Origin of the sequence: Flavobacterium pisciphilum (genome assembly GCF_020905345.1) — a bacterium.
GTDB lineage: Bacteria > Bacteroidota > Bacteroidia > Flavobacteriales > Flavobacteriaceae > Flavobacterium > Flavobacterium pisciphilum.
The window spans coordinates 2,212,665-2,232,393 of sequence record NZ_JAJJMO010000001.1; the positions used below are offsets into that span (position 1 = coordinate 2,212,665).

Here is a 19,729-nt window from a genome sequence, read left to right on the forward strand (position 1 = left end):
TTTAAGAATATTGTTTTTTATAATAATCTTTATAAGTTCCTGAAGTTACGTTTTTTAACCACTGTTCATTACTTAAATACCAATTTATGGTTTTCTCAAGCCCTTCTTCAAAAGTTACAGAAGGCTTCCACCCTAATTCTTTATTTATTTTGGAAGCATCAATTGCATAACGCAAATCATGTCCTGGTCTATCTTTTACGTAAGTAATTAATTTTTGTGAAGCTCCTTTATCTCTTCCTAATTTCTCATCCATGATTTGGCACAACAATTTAACCAAATCAATATTCTTCCATTCATTAAAACCTCCAATATTATAGGTTTCATGATTTTTACCTTCATGAAATACTAAATCAATTGCTATAGCATGGTCCTCTACAAATAACCAATCACGCGTATAATTACCATCTCCATATACCGGCAATGGCTTATTATTGATAATATTATTAATAAAAAGTGGAATTAATTTTTCTGGAAAGTGATAAGAACCATAATTATTGGAGCAATTTGTTAAAACATAAGGCAAACCGTATGTTTCTCCGTATGCCCGTACAAAATGATCTGAACTAGCTTTTGAAGCTGAATAAGGTGAATTGGGATCATAAGATGTTTTTTCTGTAAACAATCCTTCAGCGCCAAGCGATCCATAAACCTCATCAGTACTAATATGATAAAACCTTTTCCCTACTTGATTATTTTTCCATTGATTTTTTGCTGCATTCAATAAATTCATTGTACCAATAACATTTGTCTTTACAAATGAAAGAGGATCTTCTATTGAACGATCGACATGAGATTCAGCTGCTAAGTGCAGTACTCCTTCAAATTCATTTTCAGAAAAAAGTTTATTTATAAAAAACTCATCAACTATATCTCCTTTAACAAAGGTATAATTTGGTTCATCTTCAATATCTTTTATATTTTCAAGATTACCTGCGTAAGTTAGTACATCTAAATTAAAAATATGATATTGTGGATATTTCGTCACAAAACGTCTCACTACGTGCGAACCAATAAATCCAGCACCTCCAGTTATAAGTAGTTTTTTCATTTTAATCACTAATTCAATAATTCAGAGTTTTGGCTTTCTAATTCACCATATAAATCTTTCACATCTTGTGAATTTTCTTTTTGCAATATCAAATTCGCTGTATCTGTACATACAAAAATAGTGTTTTTCAATCCTAAAAATGTTGTATATTTATCAGAACCTATTACCATATTCCCATATTTATCAACAAAGTGCCCTTTAGAAATTAAATAATCGTACACTGACTCAAAAGATCCTAAATCTGACCAAGCAAAAGATGCTGGTACTACTTTAATCTTTTTACTACGCTCCATAACAGCATAATCAATACTTATAGAAGGAATATCTAGTGACAAATCTAAATCTAGATTACCATTTATATTTTTCTCCCAAGTTCTTTTAGCCTTTTCATATACTTCAGGCTGATATGCTTTTAATTCATCTAATAGAACACTCGCCTTGAAGCAAAACATTCCACTATTCCATAAAAAATTACCTCTAGCTATAAAATCCTTTGCAGTAACACTATTAGGTTTTTCACGAAAAGAAATTACATCATCTCCTTTTGATTCTATATATCCATAACCAGTTTCTGGTTTTGTAGGTACAATTCCAAAAGTTACAATATAACCTTCTTCTGCTCTAGCAATTGCTTTTTTTATAGCTTCATTATATTGATCCATTTCGTCAATAATATGATCCGAAGGAGTTACAATCAATATATCATTAGGTTGAGAAGCAAATGCAGCAAAAGCAATAGCCGCCGCTGTATTTCTGGGAGTTGATTCAACAATATTAATATAATCCTTTCCTAGCTTATTCATTACCTTTTCACTCAAGTGGCAGTTATCTACATTTCCGACAACCATAACTTTATCTGCCAAATTAGCATTTCGTTCTACCGTCATTTCAAACAACGATTTATCTTCGAATATCTCTAAATATTGCTTAGGCATACTTTTACGAGAAAGCGGCCATAATCTACTTCCTATTCCCCCCGTCAAAACAACATGTGTAATAGAATTCATTGTATTCATAATTTATTTTTTACTAATAAAAAAAGGTAATAATCACTTATTTTTATAGCCTATTATCAGCAATATTTCCTAACACTCCTTTTACATCATACAACAAGCTATTCTCTTTTTGTAATTCTGAAAAGTTTAAATTCAAAAATTCAGCATGGGCTACTCCTAAAACAACCGCATCAAATTTTTGATTAGGAATTATATTGGTTATATCTAATCTATATTCTTTATCTACCTCTTCTAAACTAGCTAATGGATCGAATATTGTAATTGTGATGCCATATTCTTTCAAAGCTTTTATTAAATCAACAATTTTGGTATTACGGACATCTGGGCAATTTTCTTTAAATGTAATTCCAAGCATTAAAAGGTTAGCTCCATTTACATAAATCCCTTTCTTTAACATTAACTTCACTACTTGTGAAGCGATATATTCTCCCATACTATCATTTAAACGTCGTCCTGCTAAAATAATTTCAGGATGATAACCAAATTCCTGAGCTCTTTGTGCCAAATAATAAGGATCGACACCTATACAATGGCCTCCAACCAATCCTGGTTTAAATGGTAGAAAATTCCATTTAGTTCCTGCAGCTTCTAAAACAGCCTGAGTATCAATATCCATTAAATTGAATATTTTAGCTAGTTCATTTACAAACGCAATATTAATATCTCTTTGTGAATTTTCAATAACCTTAGCAGCCTCAGCTACTTTTATAGTTGGTGCTAAATGGGTTCCCGCTATAATAACAGTATTATATAGTTCATCGACTTTTTTCCCTATTTCTGGAGTGGAGCCCGATGTAACTTTTAAAATCTTCTCAACTGTATGTTCTTTATCACCTGGATTAATACGCTCTGGCGAATACCCTGCATAAAAATCAATATTATATCTTAATCCTGATATTTTCTCCAAAACAGGAACACATTCTTCTTCGGTTACTCCTGGATAAACAGTAGATTCATAAATAACTATGTCTCCTTTTTTTAAAACTGAACCAACAGTTTCACTTGATTTATATAAAGGCGTTAAATCTGGTCTATTATTCTTATCTACTGGAGTAGGAACTGTTACTATATAATAATTGCAATCTATTATATTTTCTATTTTTGAGGTACAATACAAACCAATACTATCTCCTACTTTATCAAGTAAAACTTTTTGCAAAGTTTCATCATCAACTTCTAGTGTTGTATCAGTACCCAACTGTAACGAATTAATTCTTGATTGATTAATGTCGAAACCAACAACCGAATATTTTGTAGCAAATAACCTAGCCAATGGCAAGCCAACATAACCTAAGCCTATAACTGCTATTTTTACGTTTTCCTCCATTACTACTAGTTTTTTATAGTTATTTTAATCATTTATTTACACAGCTTCGCTTATCCAAGTCACATTTTTGACTCAGATAAGCGAACATACATTTTTGGCAAATATACCATAATAAGCCTATTAATTCAACAGTAAAGATTACCGAAACATTAAAAAAAACAGGCTATTCAACACAAAAAAAATACAATCAACTAAAAGTCAATATGAAAATTCATCCGTTATAAAAATAAAGCATAAAAAAATCACTAAAATTAGTGACTCTTTATTTGTATGGCTTCTTACAAATCACTAACACTTACCTTGTTAATTTATTTGTGTTTTATCTTTAGAACACAACCTAATGTTTCTAAAACCAATATATAATGAGTATTGGAAATCTCTTGAACTACTGCATCCTGATCACTAAAAGCTCCTGAATCTAGCTTTATTTTATCTCCTATTTTAAATGGAACAACTGAAATTTCGCTAATAATTGGAGATTCTATACTACTTTTAATAATTTTAATCTCTTCATCACGCACAATAGCCGGTTTACCTAACCAAAACAAATAGCGAATTACCCCTGGAGTTTGAAACACTAAATTTCTATCCAAATCTTCTAATTGAACAAAAACATAAGAATTAAACAACGGCACTTCTACTTTTTTCTTTCTATCTGACCACTGTCTTATTTGAGTAATTAACGGACAATAACAGCTTATCCCTATCTTATTTAATTGATCCGCAACTTTCTTTTCCCATTTGGGTTTTGTATAAACTACATACCAATTCATTATTATCTACTTTGTTATGAAAACATTAATACTGCAACTCTTAATCAATTACAATCTTGATTTCATGACCCAATTCCGAGATATACAAATCCAATTTTATTTAACTCTTCTTTGTTTAATATATTTCTTCCATCAAAAACAAAAGCCGGCTTTTGCATTGAATCATAAATTCTTTTCCAATCATATACCACAAATTCATCCCACTCAGTTAAGACTGCAATTGCATGAGCACCATTACAAGCATCATAAGCATTTTCAAAAGTAGCAACTGCTTTTATATTCTCATCTAAGTTTCTAGTTTCCAAATAACTTAAATCATTCAACATTTTTTCTCTAGAAACTTTAGGATCATAAACAGCAATCTTAGCTTGTTCATTAATCAAATCATCTGCCACATAAATAGCCGCTGACTCACGCGTATCATTTGTATCCTTTTTAAAAGCCCATCCCAAAAATGTTATCTTTTTACCTGAAACAGTATTATATAACGTCTGAACTATTTTATTCGAAAACCTTTTCTTCTGATGATCATTCATAATAATTACCTGCTCCCAATAATCAGCTACTTCATCTAATCCATAGGTTTTAGCAATATATACTAAATTTAAAATATCTTTTTGAAAGCACGATCCTCCAAATCCAACTGAAGCTTTAAGAAATTTCGAACCAATTCTAGTATCCATTCCAATTGCTCTAGCCACTTCATTTACATCAGCTCCTGTCTTCTCACATAATTCAGACATAGCATTAATCGAAGAAATTCTTTGAGCTAAAAATGCATTTGCAGTCAACTTTGACAACTCTGATGACCAAACATTTGTAGTCAGTATTTTATCTAATGTTACCCAATTTGAATACACTTCTACTAAAGCTTCTATTGCATCTTTACCTTCTGGTGTAGAATCTCCACCAATCAGTATTCTATCTGGATTTAGTAAATCTGTAACCGCAGTGCCTTCTGCTAGAAATTCGGGATTTGACAAGATTTGGAACTGAACTCCATTTCCTGTATTGTCCAAAATACTCTTAATAGCCTCGGCTGTTCGTACTGGTAATGTCGATTTTTCGACTACAATCTTATTATCTTTTGCAATTTTTGCAATTTGCCTTGCACATAATTCAATATATTTCAAATCTGCTGCCATACCTTTTCCTTTTCCATAGGTTTTAGTAGGTGTATTTACAGATATAAAAATAATCTGAGCCTCATCTATGGCTTTCTCTACATCTGTAGAGAAAAATAAATTTCGTCCCCTAGCTTCCGCTACAATTTTATCAAGACCTGGTTCATAAATAGGTATATTATTAGTATCCTCGTCATTCCATGCTTTGATTCTTTCCTCATTTAAATCAACTACTGTAACTTGTATATGCGGGCATTTTTGCGCTATAACTGCCATAGTGGGCCCTCCAACATAACCTGCACCAATACAACAAATCTTTGTGATTTTCATTTAATTAAATTTACAACTGTTTTTATTTTATATTTTGCCATTCTATAATGAAGAATGCTATTATTTTAAATTGTTCCAATACCATCCTACAGCTTCTTTTAAACCATCTTGAAGTGAATATTTTGGATTATATTCTAGTAACCTTTTCGCTTTATCAATACTGGCCAAGGAATGCGGAATATCTCCTGCTCTATTAGGCCCATATATCACTTCTATTGAAGCAATTTTAGAATTGTATTCAGATAAATATTTTTTCAAATAACCAACTAAGTCATTTAAGGTATTCCTATCTCCATATGCAGTATTATAAACCGTATTAACTGCTTCTGGATTCTGAGTAGCAATAGCCAATGCATTCATCTGTATAACATTATCAATGTAAGTAAAATCACGCGAGAAATTCCCATCACCATTAATCAAAGGACTTTCTAATGCTATTAATTGCTTTACAAACTTTGGTATAACAGCTGCATAAGCCCCCTGCGGATCTTGTTTTCTTCCAAAAACATTAAAATAACGCAATCCTATTGTTTCTAAACCATAAGTTCTACTGAAAATTTCAGCATATAATTCATTTACATATTTGGTAATAGCGTATGGCGATAATGGTTTTCCTATCACATCTTCCACTTTTGGTAACCCTTCTGAATCTCCATAAGTAGAAGAACTTGCCGCATAAATAAATCGCTTTACTTTAGCATCTCTTGAAGCCACTAGCATATTTAGAAACCCAGAGACATTAACATCATTCGTTGTAATCGGATCATTTATTGACCTTGGAACTGAACCTAAAGCTGCTTCATGTAAAACATAATCAACTCCTTGAACTGCTGCAATACAATCTGCAATATTTCGAATATCTCCTTCTATCAATTTAAAGTCAACATTAGAGATAAAATCTTTTATATTATGTCGATGGCCTGTTGAAAAATTATCTAAACAAATAACTTTATGACCTTTTTCTAAAAAATATTCACAGAGATTAGATCCAATAAACCCAGCTCCTCCAGTAATTAATATCGTGCTTTGTATTTCCATAATTAATGCTTTTAAATTACTCGATATTATTTTTTATTCAATTTATTGAAAATCGTTTTCAATAAACTTTCTTTTTTTAATTCTTCATGATATCCGTTAGAATAATTTCCATAACCATAAGTTGCACCATATTTAGCTTTATTCTCAAATCCGTTTAGAACAATACTTGTATTTGTCAACTCTCCTCTCTTTATCCTATTATTTAACAACGTGATCATATCCTTTTTGGTATAATTTTGTCTTACAATATACAGTGTAACATCACTGTATTGCACCAATTCTAAAGAATCTGAAACAAGTCCAACCGGGGGTGTATCCAAAATTATATAATCATACTTCATTTTCAACTCATCAATAAATTCTTTCATTGTTTCTCCTAAAATCAACTCAGAAGGATTTGGAGGAATTGGCCCTGAGAGAATAACATCTAAAAATGGAATTTTAGTCTTATTTGTAATTTCTGCTAAGCTTTTTTTCTTAATCAAATAATTAACAACCCCTACATCATTAGTCAATTGAAACTCTTCTGTCAATCTTGGCTTTCTTAAATCTAAACCAACTATAACCGTTCTTTTTTCACTCAAGGCAAAAACAGTCGCTATATTAATAGAACAAAATGTTTTTCCTTCACCACTAACAGATGAAGTTATCATTAAGGTCTTTGCCCCATCAACTTGTTGCTTTTTATACAAAAACTGTAAAGAAGAACGAATCGATCTAAACGACTCTGACAATGCGGATTTAGGTCTGTCAAATACTGCTAAATTTGAAACTTCATTATTTACACCCACTACTCCAATTAAAGGAATCTGTGTTTGCTTACTAACATCCTCTATATTTTGAATTGAATTATTAATAAAGAAAATAACCAAAATGAGCAGCAAAGGAATTAACAACCCCAAGAACAATGCTAAAACATAATTAACTGATGTTTTAGGCCCTATCAATCCTCCTCCTACATCTTTAGCTGGATCTATAAAATGAATATCAGATAAGTTAGCTGCTTTCACAATATCAGCTTCACTTCTTTTTTGAAGAAATGTACTGTAAATATTATCACTTAAATCGTATTTCCTTTTAATCTTCAATAATTCTTGTTGCTCTTCTGGTAATTTCTTTATTGTACTTTCAGTCTGTCCAATTTTACTATTTACCATTGCCAAATCATATTGTAGAGAAGATTTTGCTGAAGCAATATTTTCTAACAAAACATTTTTGACTGCTATCATTTGATTGTCAAAATCTTTAAAAATCTTATCGCTTTTTACTGCATAAGCCATTTCCGATCTTTGCGTAGAGAGAGATATTAATTTAGAAACATTTACAACAATGTTAGGATCTTCAATTCCTGCTACTGATGGTGCTGGCAATTTAGAATAATCAACACTATTTTTTAAATATGCTTTTAACGAATTGTAATATGCTATTTTACGAGTAATCTCATCTCTTTCAATATCAAAATCCATAATTTTGTTTGAAAACTTACCCCCGCCTTCTTCTATATCATAAACATTCTTACCTTTCCTAAAGGTCTTTAACTCATCTCCTGTCTGCTTTAACTGAGATTCCATTGCTACAAGTGTGCTATCTATAAAATTTATAGTGTTTGTTGCAAATTGATTTTTACTATCAAGTTGAATTTTTATCAGCATCTTCACAGTCGAATTCAAATATTCAACCATTCTTGCTTTATTAGTCCCTTGCATCCCTAACGTAAGTATCGAGCCTCCTCTTTCATCAGACTGTACACTAACCCCTCGGTATCTTCCAACCGTACCATCGAAATCATTAAATTTTACAAAATATTCTTTGTCTTTATAAAAACCAGGATTATCATTTATTTGTAACTTCCAATTTAAAAATGGCAATGAAACTTGTTCTCCAACTTTATATTTTTTTACAAACTCCCCTATTTCCACAGCTGTATTACTATATGAATTATTAGCATAAGTAATTAACGAAACCGAATTGTTCTCAAAAGGAATTCTAATTTCATATTCATTTGCGCTTAAAAACTTAATACTAATTAAAGCTCCAGCTAGCTGTCCTTTCGATTTGTCTATAGCCACATAAAATGGAACCGCTCCATAAGAATCTACCAAATTGTATTTTCCTTGTTCTAAATAATCGATATAATATTGTAATTTATCTACAACAAGCTCATTATGTGACCTAGATTGCAAAACTGTAGTTGTACTACTTATTTGGTCAGAAGTTCCACCCCAATTAAAGACTAAACTTGTATTTGAAGTAAAAAATGGGTTGTTTTCTTCTTTTATGGAAATCAGAGTTTCCATTCCATATATTTTTTCTTTGCGTATATTTACTTGATAAGCTATAGTAAAAGCAATAATTAAACTCAATAAAAACCATTTCCAGTATCCTCCAATTTTCAACAAGAATCCTTTAAAATCAAAATTTGATTGATTGTCAAAAATCGAAAAATCTTTTATATCTAACATTTTCTAAGTAGGTTTTTAAAGTTTCAAAAGTAAAAATGTAGTTGTTGCCAAAGAAATTATCGTAATTATCGTTCCCATAGATTCTATTCCTGTTTTACCTGTTCCCCAAGTTTTTTGCTTAAGTGGCTTTACATATATATAATCATTTGGTTGCAAATAATAGTAAGGAGATTTCATCGCATTAAGATCAGTAAGATCTATATCGTGCATTTCGACTCCTGTAGGCAACTGACGGATAATAGTGACAGCTTTTCTATTTCCTGTAATTGTAATATCACCAGAATTAGCAAGCGCCTCCATTACATTTACATGTTGCTGAAAAAGTGTTTTAGTACCCGGAGAGCCCACTTCTCCATTTATTGTATACCTAAATCCTGCAAGTTTTACTGTTACGAATATGTTTGCTTCAGATTTAAAATGTTCATCCAATAATTGTTTCTCAATTTTAATACGCACTTCTTCTAGTGTGTACCCCATAACATTAATTTCTCCTAGAACTGGCATTCTTATATTACCATGATCATCAACAGTAAAACCATCAAAATACAGACCTGCTTCAGAGTTAGAAGAACTTTGTCCAGTAGATTTATCAGTAGTATTAAAAATCGCTACTAATTTTGGGTCAATAGCTTTTATATTAATACTTAAAACATCATTAGTTTGTAAACGATATGGTTTTGATTCTACAGCTGCAATATTACTTTCTGTCCCTGTCGCTCCTTTATCTTGTAAATAGACCAAATCATTTAGCGGAATACAAGATGTAAAAAGAATGCCAATAAGTAGCAACAGATAAAACGAGGTTTTGTTCATTTGTAGAATTTTAACAGCAAATATAGCTTTTCATTTATTATTTAGAAAATATCGATTTTTATTATAGATTCCGTTAATTATTTTTAAACGTTTTCTCAAATGGAACCCTATGCAAAATACTTCGTCCAAGAGTAACTTCATCCGCATATTCCAACTCATCACCTACTGCAATTCCACGGGCTATTGTTGAGATTATAATTTCAACATCAGCTATTTGTTTGTAGATATAAAAATTGGTAGTATCCCCTTCCATTGTAGAGCTTAAAGCAAAAATAATTTCATTTACTCCACCAAGTTTTACCTTTTCGACTAAACTAGTTATATTCAATTGACTTGGACCAACTCCTTCTATAGGAGAAATTTTCCCTCCTAAAACATGATAAATCCCTTTATATTGTCCTGTGTTTTCTATAGCCATTACATCACGAATATCCTCGACTACACAAATAGTCTGATGATTCCTTGATGCATTTGCACAAATTTCACAAACTGCTATGTCAGAAATATTGTGACAGCTTTCACAAAATTTAATATCTGCACGCATTGTTGTTAATGCTTCGGCTAAAAATCCAGTTTGCTCTTTGGGTTGTTTTAATAAATGTAAAACCAATCGCAAGGCTGTGCGCTTACCAATACCTGGTAATTGCGACATTTCATTGACTGCTTTTTCTATTAATTTTGAAGAAAATTCCATGAAGGCAAAAATACTAAATTTGTGGGTTTACTCGACTTTTGTTTTATGGAAAATAGAAGTTTCAAATACTGAATCTTTACATTACAAAAGCTTCTTATTTTGATTGCCCTTTTTTTGAACTAGCCCAGATAAAAGCGACATCCTTTTTCTGGCTTTTTCTGCCAGAAAAAGATATAGCGGATAGCTGGAAATAGCTACTAAAAAAAATAATTAATTATTTTATGAAACTAATATTGGTTTGTAGTAAGCAAAACCAACGTACAAGCTACTTGAGCTTTGATATTATTAAGTTCTAATAATTGATATAATTCTGGATTTTCGGTTCCTGGGTTAAAAATCACTCGCTTAGGTTTAGCCTCTACAATGTAATTATAGTAATCACGTTGTCGCGCAGGATTTAAATATAAAGTAACCGTATCGATGTTTTTAAGCGGAATAGCCTTTGTATGAATTTTTACTCCTGCAACCTCTCCTGCATTTTGACCTATCGCTAAAACTGTATGCCCTTTTTCAACTAATTTATTTATGGCTAGAAAAGCATATCTATCTGGCTTAGTAGTAGCCCCAAGCACTACTGTTTTTTTATTTTTCATCGTCTTTATTGTATTCTACAAAAGTAATCAAAAAGCTTTAGCTCTTGGATGATTTAAAAAGTTTAGTTATTTTTCAATAAAATTAACATCCTACTGATAAAACTGTAATCATATCTTTTAAAAAAGACTATTTTTACAAGACTAAACAAGACTTTATGGATCTATTTATTTACTTATTTGCCGCTCTATTTTCGGTATTAAATCCCATTGGAACGGTTCCTATCTTTGTAGGATTAACACAACATGACTCTAAAAAAGAACGTTCCCGAATCTCTTTGTGGACTGCAATAAACGTTTTTCTCATCTTAATTGTTTCCTTTTTTATAGGACAATATATGCTGACTTTTTTCGGAATAAGTATAGATGCTCTTCGTATTGCTGGAGGAATTATAATTGTAAATTCGGGATTCTCGTTACTTTCTGGTAAATTCAATAAAAAGAGAGGTATAAACAAAAAAATAGAAACTGATGCTCAACAAAGAAACGACATTGCTCTTACACCATTGGCAATCCCAATGCTTGCTGGGCCTGGATCAATCTCTTTATTGATTGCTTTTTATCAGGAACATCATCAACCTACTGAGATTATAATCGCCTCTTCAGCAATTTTAGCAATTGCTGTTGTAATTTTTATTATTCTTAGAAGCGCCCATTACCTAGCTAAGATACTTGGTGCATCAGGAATTGTTGCCATTTCAAGAATTGTTGGCTTTATCGTAATTGCTATCGGAATACAATATATTGTGAGCGCCATAATTAATATAATCAAAAGCAATTTAATGCATGTTTAAATTTGCCAAAAACTAAAAAAGGGATAAACAATGTTTATCCCTTTTTTAGTTTCATTTTATTTTGTTTTATGCTCTTGGTAAAAACACTTCTGCCATCATACATCTTGCACTTCCTCCTCCGCAAGCTTCGATTGTATCTAAACTTGAGCTTAAAATTTCAGCATGGTTTTCTAGTTGCGAAATTTGTTTAAGCGTTAAGCTTTGATGTGCCGAAGCGCTCATTACAATATATTTTTTATCATTTGCACCACGAACTTCAAGCATATTTCCTGCAAAATTATTCACCTGAGCTTCTGTAATTAAGATAACTTCTTTTTTATCCGCTTTTAGGTTTTCAAGAACCATTTTACGCTCTTTTTTATCATCAATACAATCTGCACAAATCACCGTAAAGGTCTCCCCTAAACACATCATAACATTTGTATGATAAATTAGTTTACGCTCTCCATCTACAGTCTGAAATGCTTCAAAAATAACTGGTGCATAATCAAAATCTTCGCAGAATTCTATAAACAATTCTTCATCTGCTCTAGGTGACAAAGCGCAATATGCTTTAGCATTTGCTCTATCCAAAAGCAAACTTCCAGTTCCTTCTAAGAAAAAACCATCTTCTTCTGCTGATGTATAATCTACAATATTATTTATTTCGAATCCCTTTTCCTCTAGAATATCTAAAATATCCTCACGACGCTCCTGACGACGATTCTCTGCAAACATAGGATACAATGCCACATCTCCATTTTCATGAAAGGAAACCCAGTTGTTTGGAAATATACTATCTGGTGTATCTGGCGTTAGTGTATCTTCTATTACAGTTACATCTACTCCAACAGCACGTAATTTCTCTACAAAAACATCAAACTCTTGTTGTGCTTTTGCATTAACAGTTGCTGGCAAAAGCCCATCTAATACTTTTTGATAATAATTATTTACTGCCGTTTGTTCATTCATACGAAATGCCACTGGGCGAATCATTACTATTGCGTTTGTAGTTTGTTTCATATTTTATATTTTTTTGCTTCATGTTTTAAACTTCAAGTTTATTACAACTTGGAACCAAAACTTAAAGCTACTTTTAATCTCTTATTAATGGTAATGTTGAACATCTCAACAATCCTTCTTGTTTAGCTATTTCAGCATAAGGAATTTCTTCCACAACAAACCCATTACTTCTTAACCAATTATTTAATCTAGTGAAGTTTTTCTCAGATACTACAACATTTGTATCTATTGAAAAAACATTCGAATTCATATAATACATTTCCTCTCTCTCGATATGAAATAAATTTTCCTTACCAAAAAGATTTACCAAATACATATAATCTGCTTCTTCACGAAATCCTCTTTTATAAATAATCCCTTTATCTTTTCCTACTGGTTGAAAACAGCAATCAAGGTGCAAAGCATTATCACGAGCTTCAATTTTAGATTTAACCAAATCAAACTCTTTAACTATTTTATTCGGAAACAAATTTCTAATAAATTCGACTCCCTCCATATTTGTTCTTGCAGTAATGTAATCTTTATAGTCACTTCCTTTATAAGTTCCTATAAAAACATAATCATTCCATAGCATAACATCTCCTCCTTCAATATGTACTTCTTCGGGTGGTCGAACTACTTTTTGAGGATTCATTTGATCTATTATATATTGAATCGCATTAAGCTCTAATTCTCTTTCTGGTAAAATATTCGATTTTATAAAAACATCATCTATTACAAAACCAATATCTCTAGCAAAAATCTGATTGTAATTTTCAATCATTTCTGGACGAAAAACTGTCACATTGTATTTTTGAAGCACTGCATTAAAAGCATCCATTTCGGCAACCATATCAGATTCCACAGGATAAGTTCCTGCTTTAATATGCTCCAATGATTTCGGATCATACGCTTCCTCAACAGTTGGCGTAGGTCCGTTATGAACAGCAGTTCCCAAAACTACAGCCCGTAATCTTGATGTTTCGTTCTTTACATTTAATTGTAACATATTCTATTATTTGATTTCAACAAAGATAAAAAAAAGCTTCACAGTTAAGTGAAGCTTTAAATTGAATTTTATTTATTCGATTTGAATTCTCTTAAAGGGTGACCAGTATATATTTGTCGAGGTCTACCAATTGGTTCTTTATTTTCACGCATTTCTTTCCATTGCGCAATCCATCCTGGTAATCTTCCTATAGCAAACATTACTGTAAACATATCTGTAGGAATCCCTAATGCTCTGTAAATAATTCCAGAGTAGAAATCTACGTTAGGATATAAACTTCTTGATTTAAAGTATTCATCTTCAAGAGCTGCTTCCTCCAGTTTTTTAGCAATAGCCAAAATTGGATCATCAACTCCTAATGTATTCAAAACTTCATCTGCTGCTTTCTTAATAATTCTAGCTCTTGGATCAAAGTTCTTATAAACTCTATGACCAAATCCCATTAAACGGAAAGGATCATTTTTATCTTTGGCTTTCGCCATGAATTTATCTGTATCTCCACCATCTTTATTAATCTCTTCTAGCATTTCAAGAACTGCTTGATTTGCACCTCCATGAAGTGGTCCCCAAAGTGCAGAAACTCCAGCTGAGATTGAAGCAAATAAACCAGCATGAGAAGAACCTACCATTCTTACTGTAGACGTAGAACAATTTTGCTCATGATCTCCATGTAAAATAAATAATTTATCTAATGCATTAACAACAATAGGATTTGCTGCGTAAGGTCCTGTAGGCAATTTAAACATTAATTGCATAAAGTTCTCTACATATCCTTTTGTGTTGTCATAATAATTCAATGGATAACCCATTGTTTTTCTATAAGTCCATGTAGCAATAACAAGAAACTTAGCTATTGTTTTACAAATAGCCTCATACATTTCTTTTTCATTTTCTACATTAACTGCTTTTGGATTAAAAGCTGTCAAAGCACTTGTCAATGCAGACAATACGCCCATCGGGTGTGCTGTTTTTGGAAAACCATCAATGATATTTTTCATTTCTTCGTTTACCAAAGTATGCTTTTTAATATCAGCATCAAATTGTGCTAATTGTTGAGCAGTTGGCAACTCTCCAAAAATTAATAGATAAGACACTTCAGGAAAACTTGCTTGCTCAGCTAAATCCTCAATTGAGTATCCTCTGTAACGTAAAATTCCTAATTCTCCATCTAAAAAGGTAATTTCACTTGTACAAGAACCTGAATTTTTATATCCTGGATCAAGAGTAATGAAACCAGTTAAATCACGTAATTTGTTAATATCGACAGCAGATTCATTTTCGCTTCCAGTTATAACAGGAAGTTCAATCTTCTTACCATCTACTTCTAGGGTAGCTATTTTTGACATAATATAATCGGAAATAAATCTTTTAAATAATAATTTATCAAATCTAAGGAATTTAAGACTAACTAAAAAAGGAATCTTGCTATGAATTTGTTAAAACTCCAAAAAAAAACCATTCGTTTTCACGAATGGTTTTTTTAAATATATAACTCTTACAATTATTTAATCTTAAAAGCGTTTAATCCAGGAAAATAAGCAGTACTTCCTAACTCTTCTTCAATTCTTAATAATTGATTGTATTTTGCCATACGATCTGAACGTGAAGCTGAACCAGTCTTAATCTGCCCACAGTTTAATGCAACTGCTAAATCTGCAATTGTATTATCCTCTGTTTCTCCCGAACGGTGAGACATTACTGAAGTATAACCTGCATTTTTTGCCATATTCACTGCTGCGATAGTCTCAGTTAAAGTACCAATTTGGTTTACTTTTATAAGAATAGAATTTGCAATTCCTTTCTCAATTCCTGTAGACAAACGTTCAACATTAGTTACAAACAAATCATCACCTACTAATTGCACTTTATGTCCAATTTTTTCAGTAAGTAATTTCCATCCATCCCAATCATTTTCATCCATTCCATCTTCGATAGATATAATTGGATATTTAGCTACTAATTCAGCCAAATAATCAACTTGCTCTGCAGAAGTTCTAACTTTACCAGTTTCACCTTCAAACTTCGAGTAATCATATTTACCGTTTACATAAAATTCAGCAGCAGCACAATCAAGAGCAATCATGATTTCATCTCCGAAAGTATATCCAGCATTTTCAACTGCTTTTTTAATAGTATCCAAAGCATCTTCAGTACCACCTGGTAAATTTGGAGCAAAACCTCCTTCATCACCAACAGCTGTACTTAAACCTCTGTCATGTAATACTTTTTTCAAGCTATGAAAAATCTCAGTTCCCATTTGCATAGAGTGAGAAAAAGAAGTTGCTTTTACAGGGAAAATCATGAATTCTTGAAAAGCAATCGGAGCATCAGAGTGTGAACCTCCATTGATAATGTTCATCATTGGAACTGGCAATGTATTTGCTGAAACGCCACCTACATATCTATACAAAGGTAAACCTAATTCATTAGCTGCAGCTTTGGCAACAGCAAGAGAAACACCTAAAATCGCGTTTGCTCCTAATTTAGATTTATTTGGAGTTCCATCTAAATCAATCATAGCTTGATCGATTACATTTTGTTCAAATACTGAAACACCAACTAATTCTTCTGCAATAATAGTATTTACATTTTTCACTGCATTTAAAACTCCTTTACCTAGGAAAGCTTTTCCTCCATCACGTAATTCTACCGCTTCATGCTCTCCTGTAGAAGCTCCAGATGGAACTGCTGCTCTTCCTAAAACTCCGTTGTCTGTAACTACATCAACCTCAATAGTAGGATTACCTCTAGAATCAAAAATCTGTCTTGCGTGAATTTTTATTATAATACTCATTATTTTTATTTTTTATTATTAAATTATAAATATTTTTCGAAATTATAAAAATATTTGACACTAAATAAGTTCCTTAGCAATAAAACACTTTTATTTATTAACTCAATCGTTTTAGTTTAATTCCCTTTTATGTTCTCAATAAATTGATCAAACAAATATGAAGAATCATGTGGTCCAGGACTTGCTTCCGGGTGGTACTGTACTGAAAAACAATTTTTATTTTTCATACGCATACCAGCAACAGTTTCATCGTTAAGATGTAAATGTGTAATCTCTAGATCTGGATGATTATCTAATTCCTCTTTATTAACTGCAAAACCATGATTTTGAGAGGTAATCTCTCCTTTTCCTGTAATGATGTTTTTAACAGGGTGATTTATTCCACGATGCCCGTTAAACATCTTATAGGTAGAAACTCCATTTGCCAAAGCAATAACTTGATGTCCTAAACAAATCCCGAATAATGGTTTATTATTTGCTAAAATTTCTTTAGCCACTTCAATTGCACCAAATAATGGATCTGGATCACCAGGTCCATTTGACAAGAAATATCCATCTGGATTAAAAGCCGATAAATCTTTAAAAGTTGAATCGTATGGAAACACTTTAATATAACAATCTCTTTTTGCCAGATTGCGTAAAATGTTCTTCTTTATCCCTAAATCTAATGCTGAGATTTTATAAGTTGCATTTTCATCTCCATAAAAATATGGTTCAGTTGTTGAAACCTTTGAAGCAAGTTCCAACCCTTCCATATTCGGAACATTTGCCAAGGCAATTTTTAAATCTTCTATAGAAGTACCATCTGTACATATTACAGCATTCATTGCTCCGTTATCTCTTATATAACTTACTAATGCTCTTGTATCAACATCAGAGATACAAATAAGATTTTCTTTTATAAAATAAGACTCTAAACTCTCTGAAGCACCTTCTCTAGAATAGTTGAAGCTAAAGTTTTTACAAACCAATCCTGATATCTTGATGCTATCCGATTCTATTTCTGAATCATTTACACCATAATTCCCAATATGTGCATTGGTAGCAACCATAATTTGACCAAAATAAGAAGGATCAGTAAAGATTTCTTGATATCCTGTCATTCCAGTATTAAAGCAAACTTCGCCAAAAGTTGTACCACTAATTCCGATTGATTTTCCGTGAAAAATTGTTCCGTCACTTAATAAAAGAATGGCGCTTTGTCGTGTTGTATATTTCATTTGTAATTAGATATTTTGCAAATTTAATTTTTTAAAAGAGCGAGTGCAAGGTTTTTTAAAAAATTCATCTCTAAAAATAAAACCCTAAGAAGGGAAAGTGTTAGATTATTGTATTTTTAGTTTCAAAAAAACAAAAAAAAAGGATAAACTAGTAACTAGTTTATCCTTAATTCTTATTGAATGATTATTTTCATAATTATTCAGAAGCTTCAGTTGTCGTTTCTGTATCAGCAGCAGGAGCTTCAGAAGTCTCATCAGCTTTCTTTGCTTTTCCACCACGACGGCTTTTTGCTTTTTTAACTTCTTTTTTACCTCCGTTGTAAAGTTCATTGAAATCAACAAGTTCGATCATCGCCATGTCAGCGTTATCTCCTAAACGATTTCCAACTTTAATGATACGAGTGTATCCACCTGGACGGTCTCCTACTTTAGCAGCTACGTCTCTGAACAAGTCAGTTACAGCATATTTGCTACGTAAGTATGCAAAAACAATACGACGATTGTGAGTCGTATCTTCTTTTGATTTTGTGATTAAAGGCTCAACGAATTGTTTAAGCGCTTTAGCTTTAGCAACAGTAGTGTTAATACGTTTGTGCTCAATAAGAGAACAAGCCATATTAGCCAACATAGCTTTTCTATGTCCAGTCTGTCTGCTTAAGTGATTGAATTTTTTTCCGTGTCTCATTGCTATGTTAAATTTAACTCGCCTAAGCGAATTAGATTATTCTTTATCTAGTTTGTATTTAGCTAAATCCATTCCGAAAGTCAAATTCTTAACTGCAACAAGTTCATCAAGTTCAGTTAAAGATTTTTTACCAAAATTACGGAATTTCATTAGGTCATTTTTATTGAACGATACTAAATCACCAAGTGTATCAACTTCAGCCGCTTTCAAGCAATTTAATGCTCTCACAGATAAATCCATATCAACAAGCTTAGTTTTAAGCAATTGTCTCATATGTAATGACTCTTCATCATACGATTCTGTTTGTGCAATTTCGTCAGCCTCGAGTGTAATTCTTTCGTCAGAGAATAACATGAAGTGGTGAATTAAAACTTTAGCAGCTTCAGTAAGGGCATCTTTAGGATTAATAGATCCATCAGTTTTTATTTCAAAAACCAATTTCTCGTAATCTGTCTTTTGCTCAACACGGAAGTTTTCAATTGCATATTTTACATTTTTTACCGGAGTAAAAATTGAATCTGTAAAAATCGTTCCAATTGCAGCATTCTGTTTTTTGTTCTCCTCAGCAGGTACGTATCCTCTACCTTTTTCGATTGTTAAATCGAAATTCAGTTTAATTTTACTATCTAAATTACAGATAACAAGGTCTGGATTCAGTACTTGGAAACCTGAAATAAATTTTTGAAAATCACCTGCTGTTAATTGATCTTTACCAGAAACAGAAATAGTAACTGCTTCATTATCGATATCTTCAATTTGACGTTTGAAACGAACTTGTTTAAGATTAAGGATAATTTCGGTAACATCTTCAACAACACCTGAGATAGTAGAAAACTCATGATCTACACCTTCTATGCGAACAGATGTAATTGCATAACCTTCTAATGCTGAAAGCAAAACTCTTCTAAGTGCATTACCAACAGTCAATCCATAACCAGGTTCTAAAGGTCTAAATTCGAATTTACCTTCAAAATCGGTTGAATCGATCATGATAACTTTATCGGGCTTTTGAAAATTAAATATTGCCATAA

Annotated in this window: 18 protein-coding genes; 1 reads left to right on the top strand and 17 read right to left on the bottom strand. The window is 31.9% G+C overall.

The window, feature by feature from the left end:
• Position 1: 1 nt before the first annotated feature.
• From rfbB to LNQ49_RS09190, 10 genes are all read right to left on the bottom strand, one after another.
• Positions 2 to 1,048: a dTDP-glucose 4,6-dehydratase gene (gene rfbB / locus LNQ49_RS09145; RefSeq protein ID WP_229988472.1), complete on the bottom strand. Its 1,047-nt coding sequence runs from the start codon at positions 1,046 to 1,048 to the stop codon at positions 2 to 4.
• Positions 1,049 to 1,056: 8 nt separating this feature from the next.
• The gene (locus tag LNQ49_RS09150) at positions 1,057 to 2,064 is read right to left on the bottom strand and encodes a mannose-1-phosphate guanylyltransferase (protein WP_229988473.1); all 1,008 of its coding nucleotides are present in this window, start codon (positions 2,062 to 2,064) and stop codon (positions 1,057 to 1,059) included.
• Between the two features lie 43 nt (positions 2,065 to 2,107).
• Entirely contained in the window at positions 2,108 to 3,391 is a 1,284-nt protein-coding gene (locus LNQ49_RS09155; protein ID WP_229988474.1) for a nucleotide sugar dehydrogenase, read from the bottom strand.
• A gap of 308 nt (positions 3,392 to 3,699) precedes the next feature.
• Positions 3,700 to 4,164, bottom strand: coding sequence for a UpxY family transcription antiterminator (locus tag LNQ49_RS09160; RefSeq protein ID WP_229988475.1), 465 nt, complete (start codon positions 4,162 to 4,164; stop codon positions 3,700 to 3,702).
• A gap of 62 nt (positions 4,165 to 4,226) precedes the next feature.
• Entirely contained in the window at positions 4,227 to 5,618 is a 1,392-nt protein-coding gene (locus tag LNQ49_RS09165; protein ID WP_229988476.1) for a UDP-glucose 6-dehydrogenase, read from the bottom strand.
• Positions 5,619 to 5,678: 60 nt separating this feature from the next.
• Positions 5,679 to 6,656 carry an SDR family oxidoreductase gene (locus LNQ49_RS09170; protein WP_229988477.1) on the bottom strand — a complete coding sequence of 326 codons (978 nt, stop codon included), beginning with the start codon at positions 6,654 to 6,656 and terminating at the stop codon, positions 5,679 to 5,681.
• A 26-nt stretch (positions 6,657 to 6,682) separates the two neighbouring features.
• The gene (locus LNQ49_RS09175; protein WP_229988478.1) at positions 6,683 to 9,118 is read right to left on the bottom strand and encodes an exopolysaccharide transport family protein; all 2,436 of its coding nucleotides are present in this window, start codon (positions 9,116 to 9,118) and stop codon (positions 6,683 to 6,685) included.
• A gap of 15 nt (positions 9,119 to 9,133) precedes the next feature.
• A complete protein-coding gene (locus tag LNQ49_RS09180; protein WP_229988479.1) occupies positions 9,134 to 9,931 on the bottom strand; it encodes a polysaccharide biosynthesis/export family protein in 798 nt (265 codons plus the stop codon).
• Positions 9,932 to 10,004: 73 nt separating this feature from the next.
• A complete protein-coding gene (gene recR, locus LNQ49_RS09185) occupies positions 10,005 to 10,625 on the bottom strand; it encodes a recombination mediator RecR (RefSeq protein WP_229988481.1) in 621 nt (206 codons plus the stop codon).
• Between the two features lie 227 nt (positions 10,626 to 10,852).
• Positions 10,853 to 11,218, bottom strand: a complete 366-nt coding sequence (locus LNQ49_RS09190; RefSeq protein WP_229988482.1) for a CoA-binding protein — start codon at positions 11,216 to 11,218, stop codon at positions 10,853 to 10,855.
• Between the two features lie 155 nt (positions 11,219 to 11,373).
• Here LNQ49_RS09190 and LNQ49_RS09195 point away from each other — a divergent pair, with 155 nt between their 5' ends.
• Complete coding sequence (locus LNQ49_RS09195) at positions 11,374 to 12,009, top strand: MarC family NAAT transporter (protein ID WP_229988483.1); 636 nt, start codon at positions 11,374 to 11,376, stop codon at positions 12,007 to 12,009.
• A gap of 66 nt (positions 12,010 to 12,075) precedes the next feature.
• Here the strand turns inward: LNQ49_RS09195 and ctlX are convergent, their stop codons facing one another.
• From ctlX to LNQ49_RS09230, 7 genes are all read right to left on the bottom strand, one after another.
• Complete coding sequence (gene ctlX, locus LNQ49_RS09200) at positions 12,076 to 13,011, bottom strand: citrulline utilization hydrolase CtlX (protein ID WP_229988484.1); 936 nt, start codon at positions 13,009 to 13,011, stop codon at positions 12,076 to 12,078.
• Positions 13,012 to 13,084: 73 nt separating this feature from the next.
• Complete coding sequence (locus LNQ49_RS09205) at positions 13,085 to 13,999, bottom strand: dimethylarginine dimethylaminohydrolase family protein (RefSeq protein WP_229988485.1); 915 nt, start codon at positions 13,997 to 13,999, stop codon at positions 13,085 to 13,087.
• Positions 14,000 to 14,067: 68 nt separating this feature from the next.
• A complete protein-coding gene (locus tag LNQ49_RS09210; protein WP_229988486.1) occupies positions 14,068 to 15,345 on the bottom strand; it encodes a citrate synthase in 1,278 nt (425 codons plus the stop codon).
• A gap of 155 nt (positions 15,346 to 15,500) precedes the next feature.
• Entirely contained in the window at positions 15,501 to 16,793 is a 1,293-nt protein-coding gene (gene eno, locus LNQ49_RS09215; RefSeq protein WP_229988487.1) for a phosphopyruvate hydratase, read from the bottom strand.
• A 116-nt stretch (positions 16,794 to 16,909) separates the two neighbouring features.
• Positions 16,910 to 18,013 carry a glutamine-hydrolyzing carbamoyl-phosphate synthase small subunit gene (gene carA / locus LNQ49_RS09220; protein WP_229988488.1) on the bottom strand — a complete coding sequence of 368 codons (1,104 nt, stop codon included), beginning with the start codon at positions 18,011 to 18,013 and terminating at the stop codon, positions 16,910 to 16,912.
• Between the two features lie 196 nt (positions 18,014 to 18,209).
• Entirely contained in the window at positions 18,210 to 18,698 is a 489-nt protein-coding gene (gene rplQ, locus LNQ49_RS09225) for a 50S ribosomal protein L17 (RefSeq protein ID WP_229988489.1), read from the bottom strand.
• A gap of 36 nt (positions 18,699 to 18,734) precedes the next feature.
• Positions 18,735 to 19,727, bottom strand: a complete 993-nt coding sequence (locus LNQ49_RS09230) for a DNA-directed RNA polymerase subunit alpha (RefSeq protein WP_026109818.1) — start codon at positions 19,725 to 19,727, stop codon at positions 18,735 to 18,737.
• Between the last annotated feature and the right edge of the window lie 2 nt (positions 19,728 to 19,729).

What these genes read in the sequence shown, in the direction of transcription:
- rfbB (WP_229988472.1), bottom strand. Translation starts at nt 1,048, where the DNA reads ATGAAAAAACTACTTATAACTGGAGGTGCTGGATTTATTGGTTCGCAC.
- LNQ49_RS09150 (WP_229988473.1), bottom strand. Translation starts at nt 2,064, where the DNA reads ATGAATACAATGAATTCTATTACACATGTTGTTTTGACGGGGGGAATA.
- LNQ49_RS09155 (WP_229988474.1), bottom strand. Translation starts at nt 3,391, where the DNA reads ATGGAGGAAAACGTAAAAATAGCAGTTATAGGCTTAGGTTATGTTGGC.
- LNQ49_RS09160 (WP_229988475.1), bottom strand. Translation starts at nt 4,164, where the DNA reads ATGAATTGGTATGTAGTTTATACAAAACCCAAATGGGAAAAGAAAGTT.
- LNQ49_RS09165 (WP_229988476.1), bottom strand. Translation starts at nt 5,618, where the DNA reads ATGAAAATCACAAAGATTTGTTGTATTGGTGCAGGTTATGTTGGAGGG.
- LNQ49_RS09170 (WP_229988477.1), bottom strand. Translation starts at nt 6,656, where the DNA reads ATGGAAATACAAAGCACGATATTAATTACTGGAGGAGCTGGGTTTATT.
- LNQ49_RS09175 (WP_229988478.1), bottom strand. Translation starts at nt 9,118, where the DNA reads ATGTTAGATATAAAAGATTTTTCGATTTTTGACAATCAATCAAATTTT.
- LNQ49_RS09180 (WP_229988479.1), bottom strand. Translation starts at nt 9,931, where the DNA reads ATGAACAAAACCTCGTTTTATCTGTTGCTACTTATTGGCATTCTTTTT.
- recR (WP_229988481.1), bottom strand. Translation starts at nt 10,625, where the DNA reads ATGGAATTTTCTTCAAAATTAATAGAAAAAGCAGTCAATGAAATGTCG.
- LNQ49_RS09190 (WP_229988482.1), bottom strand. Translation starts at nt 11,218, where the DNA reads ATGAAAAATAAAAAAACAGTAGTGCTTGGGGCTACTACTAAGCCAGAT.
- LNQ49_RS09195 (WP_229988483.1), top strand. Translation starts at nt 11,374, where the DNA reads ATGGATCTATTTATTTACTTATTTGCCGCTCTATTTTCGGTATTAAAT.
- ctlX (WP_229988484.1), bottom strand. Translation starts at nt 13,011, where the DNA reads ATGAAACAAACTACAAACGCAATAGTAATGATTCGCCCAGTGGCATTT.
- LNQ49_RS09205 (WP_229988485.1), bottom strand. Translation starts at nt 13,999, where the DNA reads ATGTTACAATTAAATGTAAAGAACGAAACATCAAGATTACGGGCTGTA.
- LNQ49_RS09210 (WP_229988486.1), bottom strand. Translation starts at nt 15,345, where the DNA reads ATGTCAAAAATAGCTACCCTAGAAGTAGATGGTAAGAAGATTGAACTT.
- eno (WP_229988487.1), bottom strand. Translation starts at nt 16,793, where the DNA reads ATGAGTATTATAATAAAAATTCACGCAAGACAGATTTTTGATTCTAGA.
- carA (WP_229988488.1), bottom strand. Translation starts at nt 18,013, where the DNA reads ATGAAATATACAACACGACAAAGCGCCATTCTTTTATTAAGTGACGGA.
- rplQ (WP_229988489.1), bottom strand. Translation starts at nt 18,698, where the DNA reads ATGAGACACGGAAAAAAATTCAATCACTTAAGCAGACAGACTGGACAT.
- LNQ49_RS09230 (WP_026109818.1), bottom strand. Translation starts at nt 19,727, where the DNA reads ATGGCAATATTTAATTTTCAAAAGCCCGATAAAGTTATCATGATCGAT.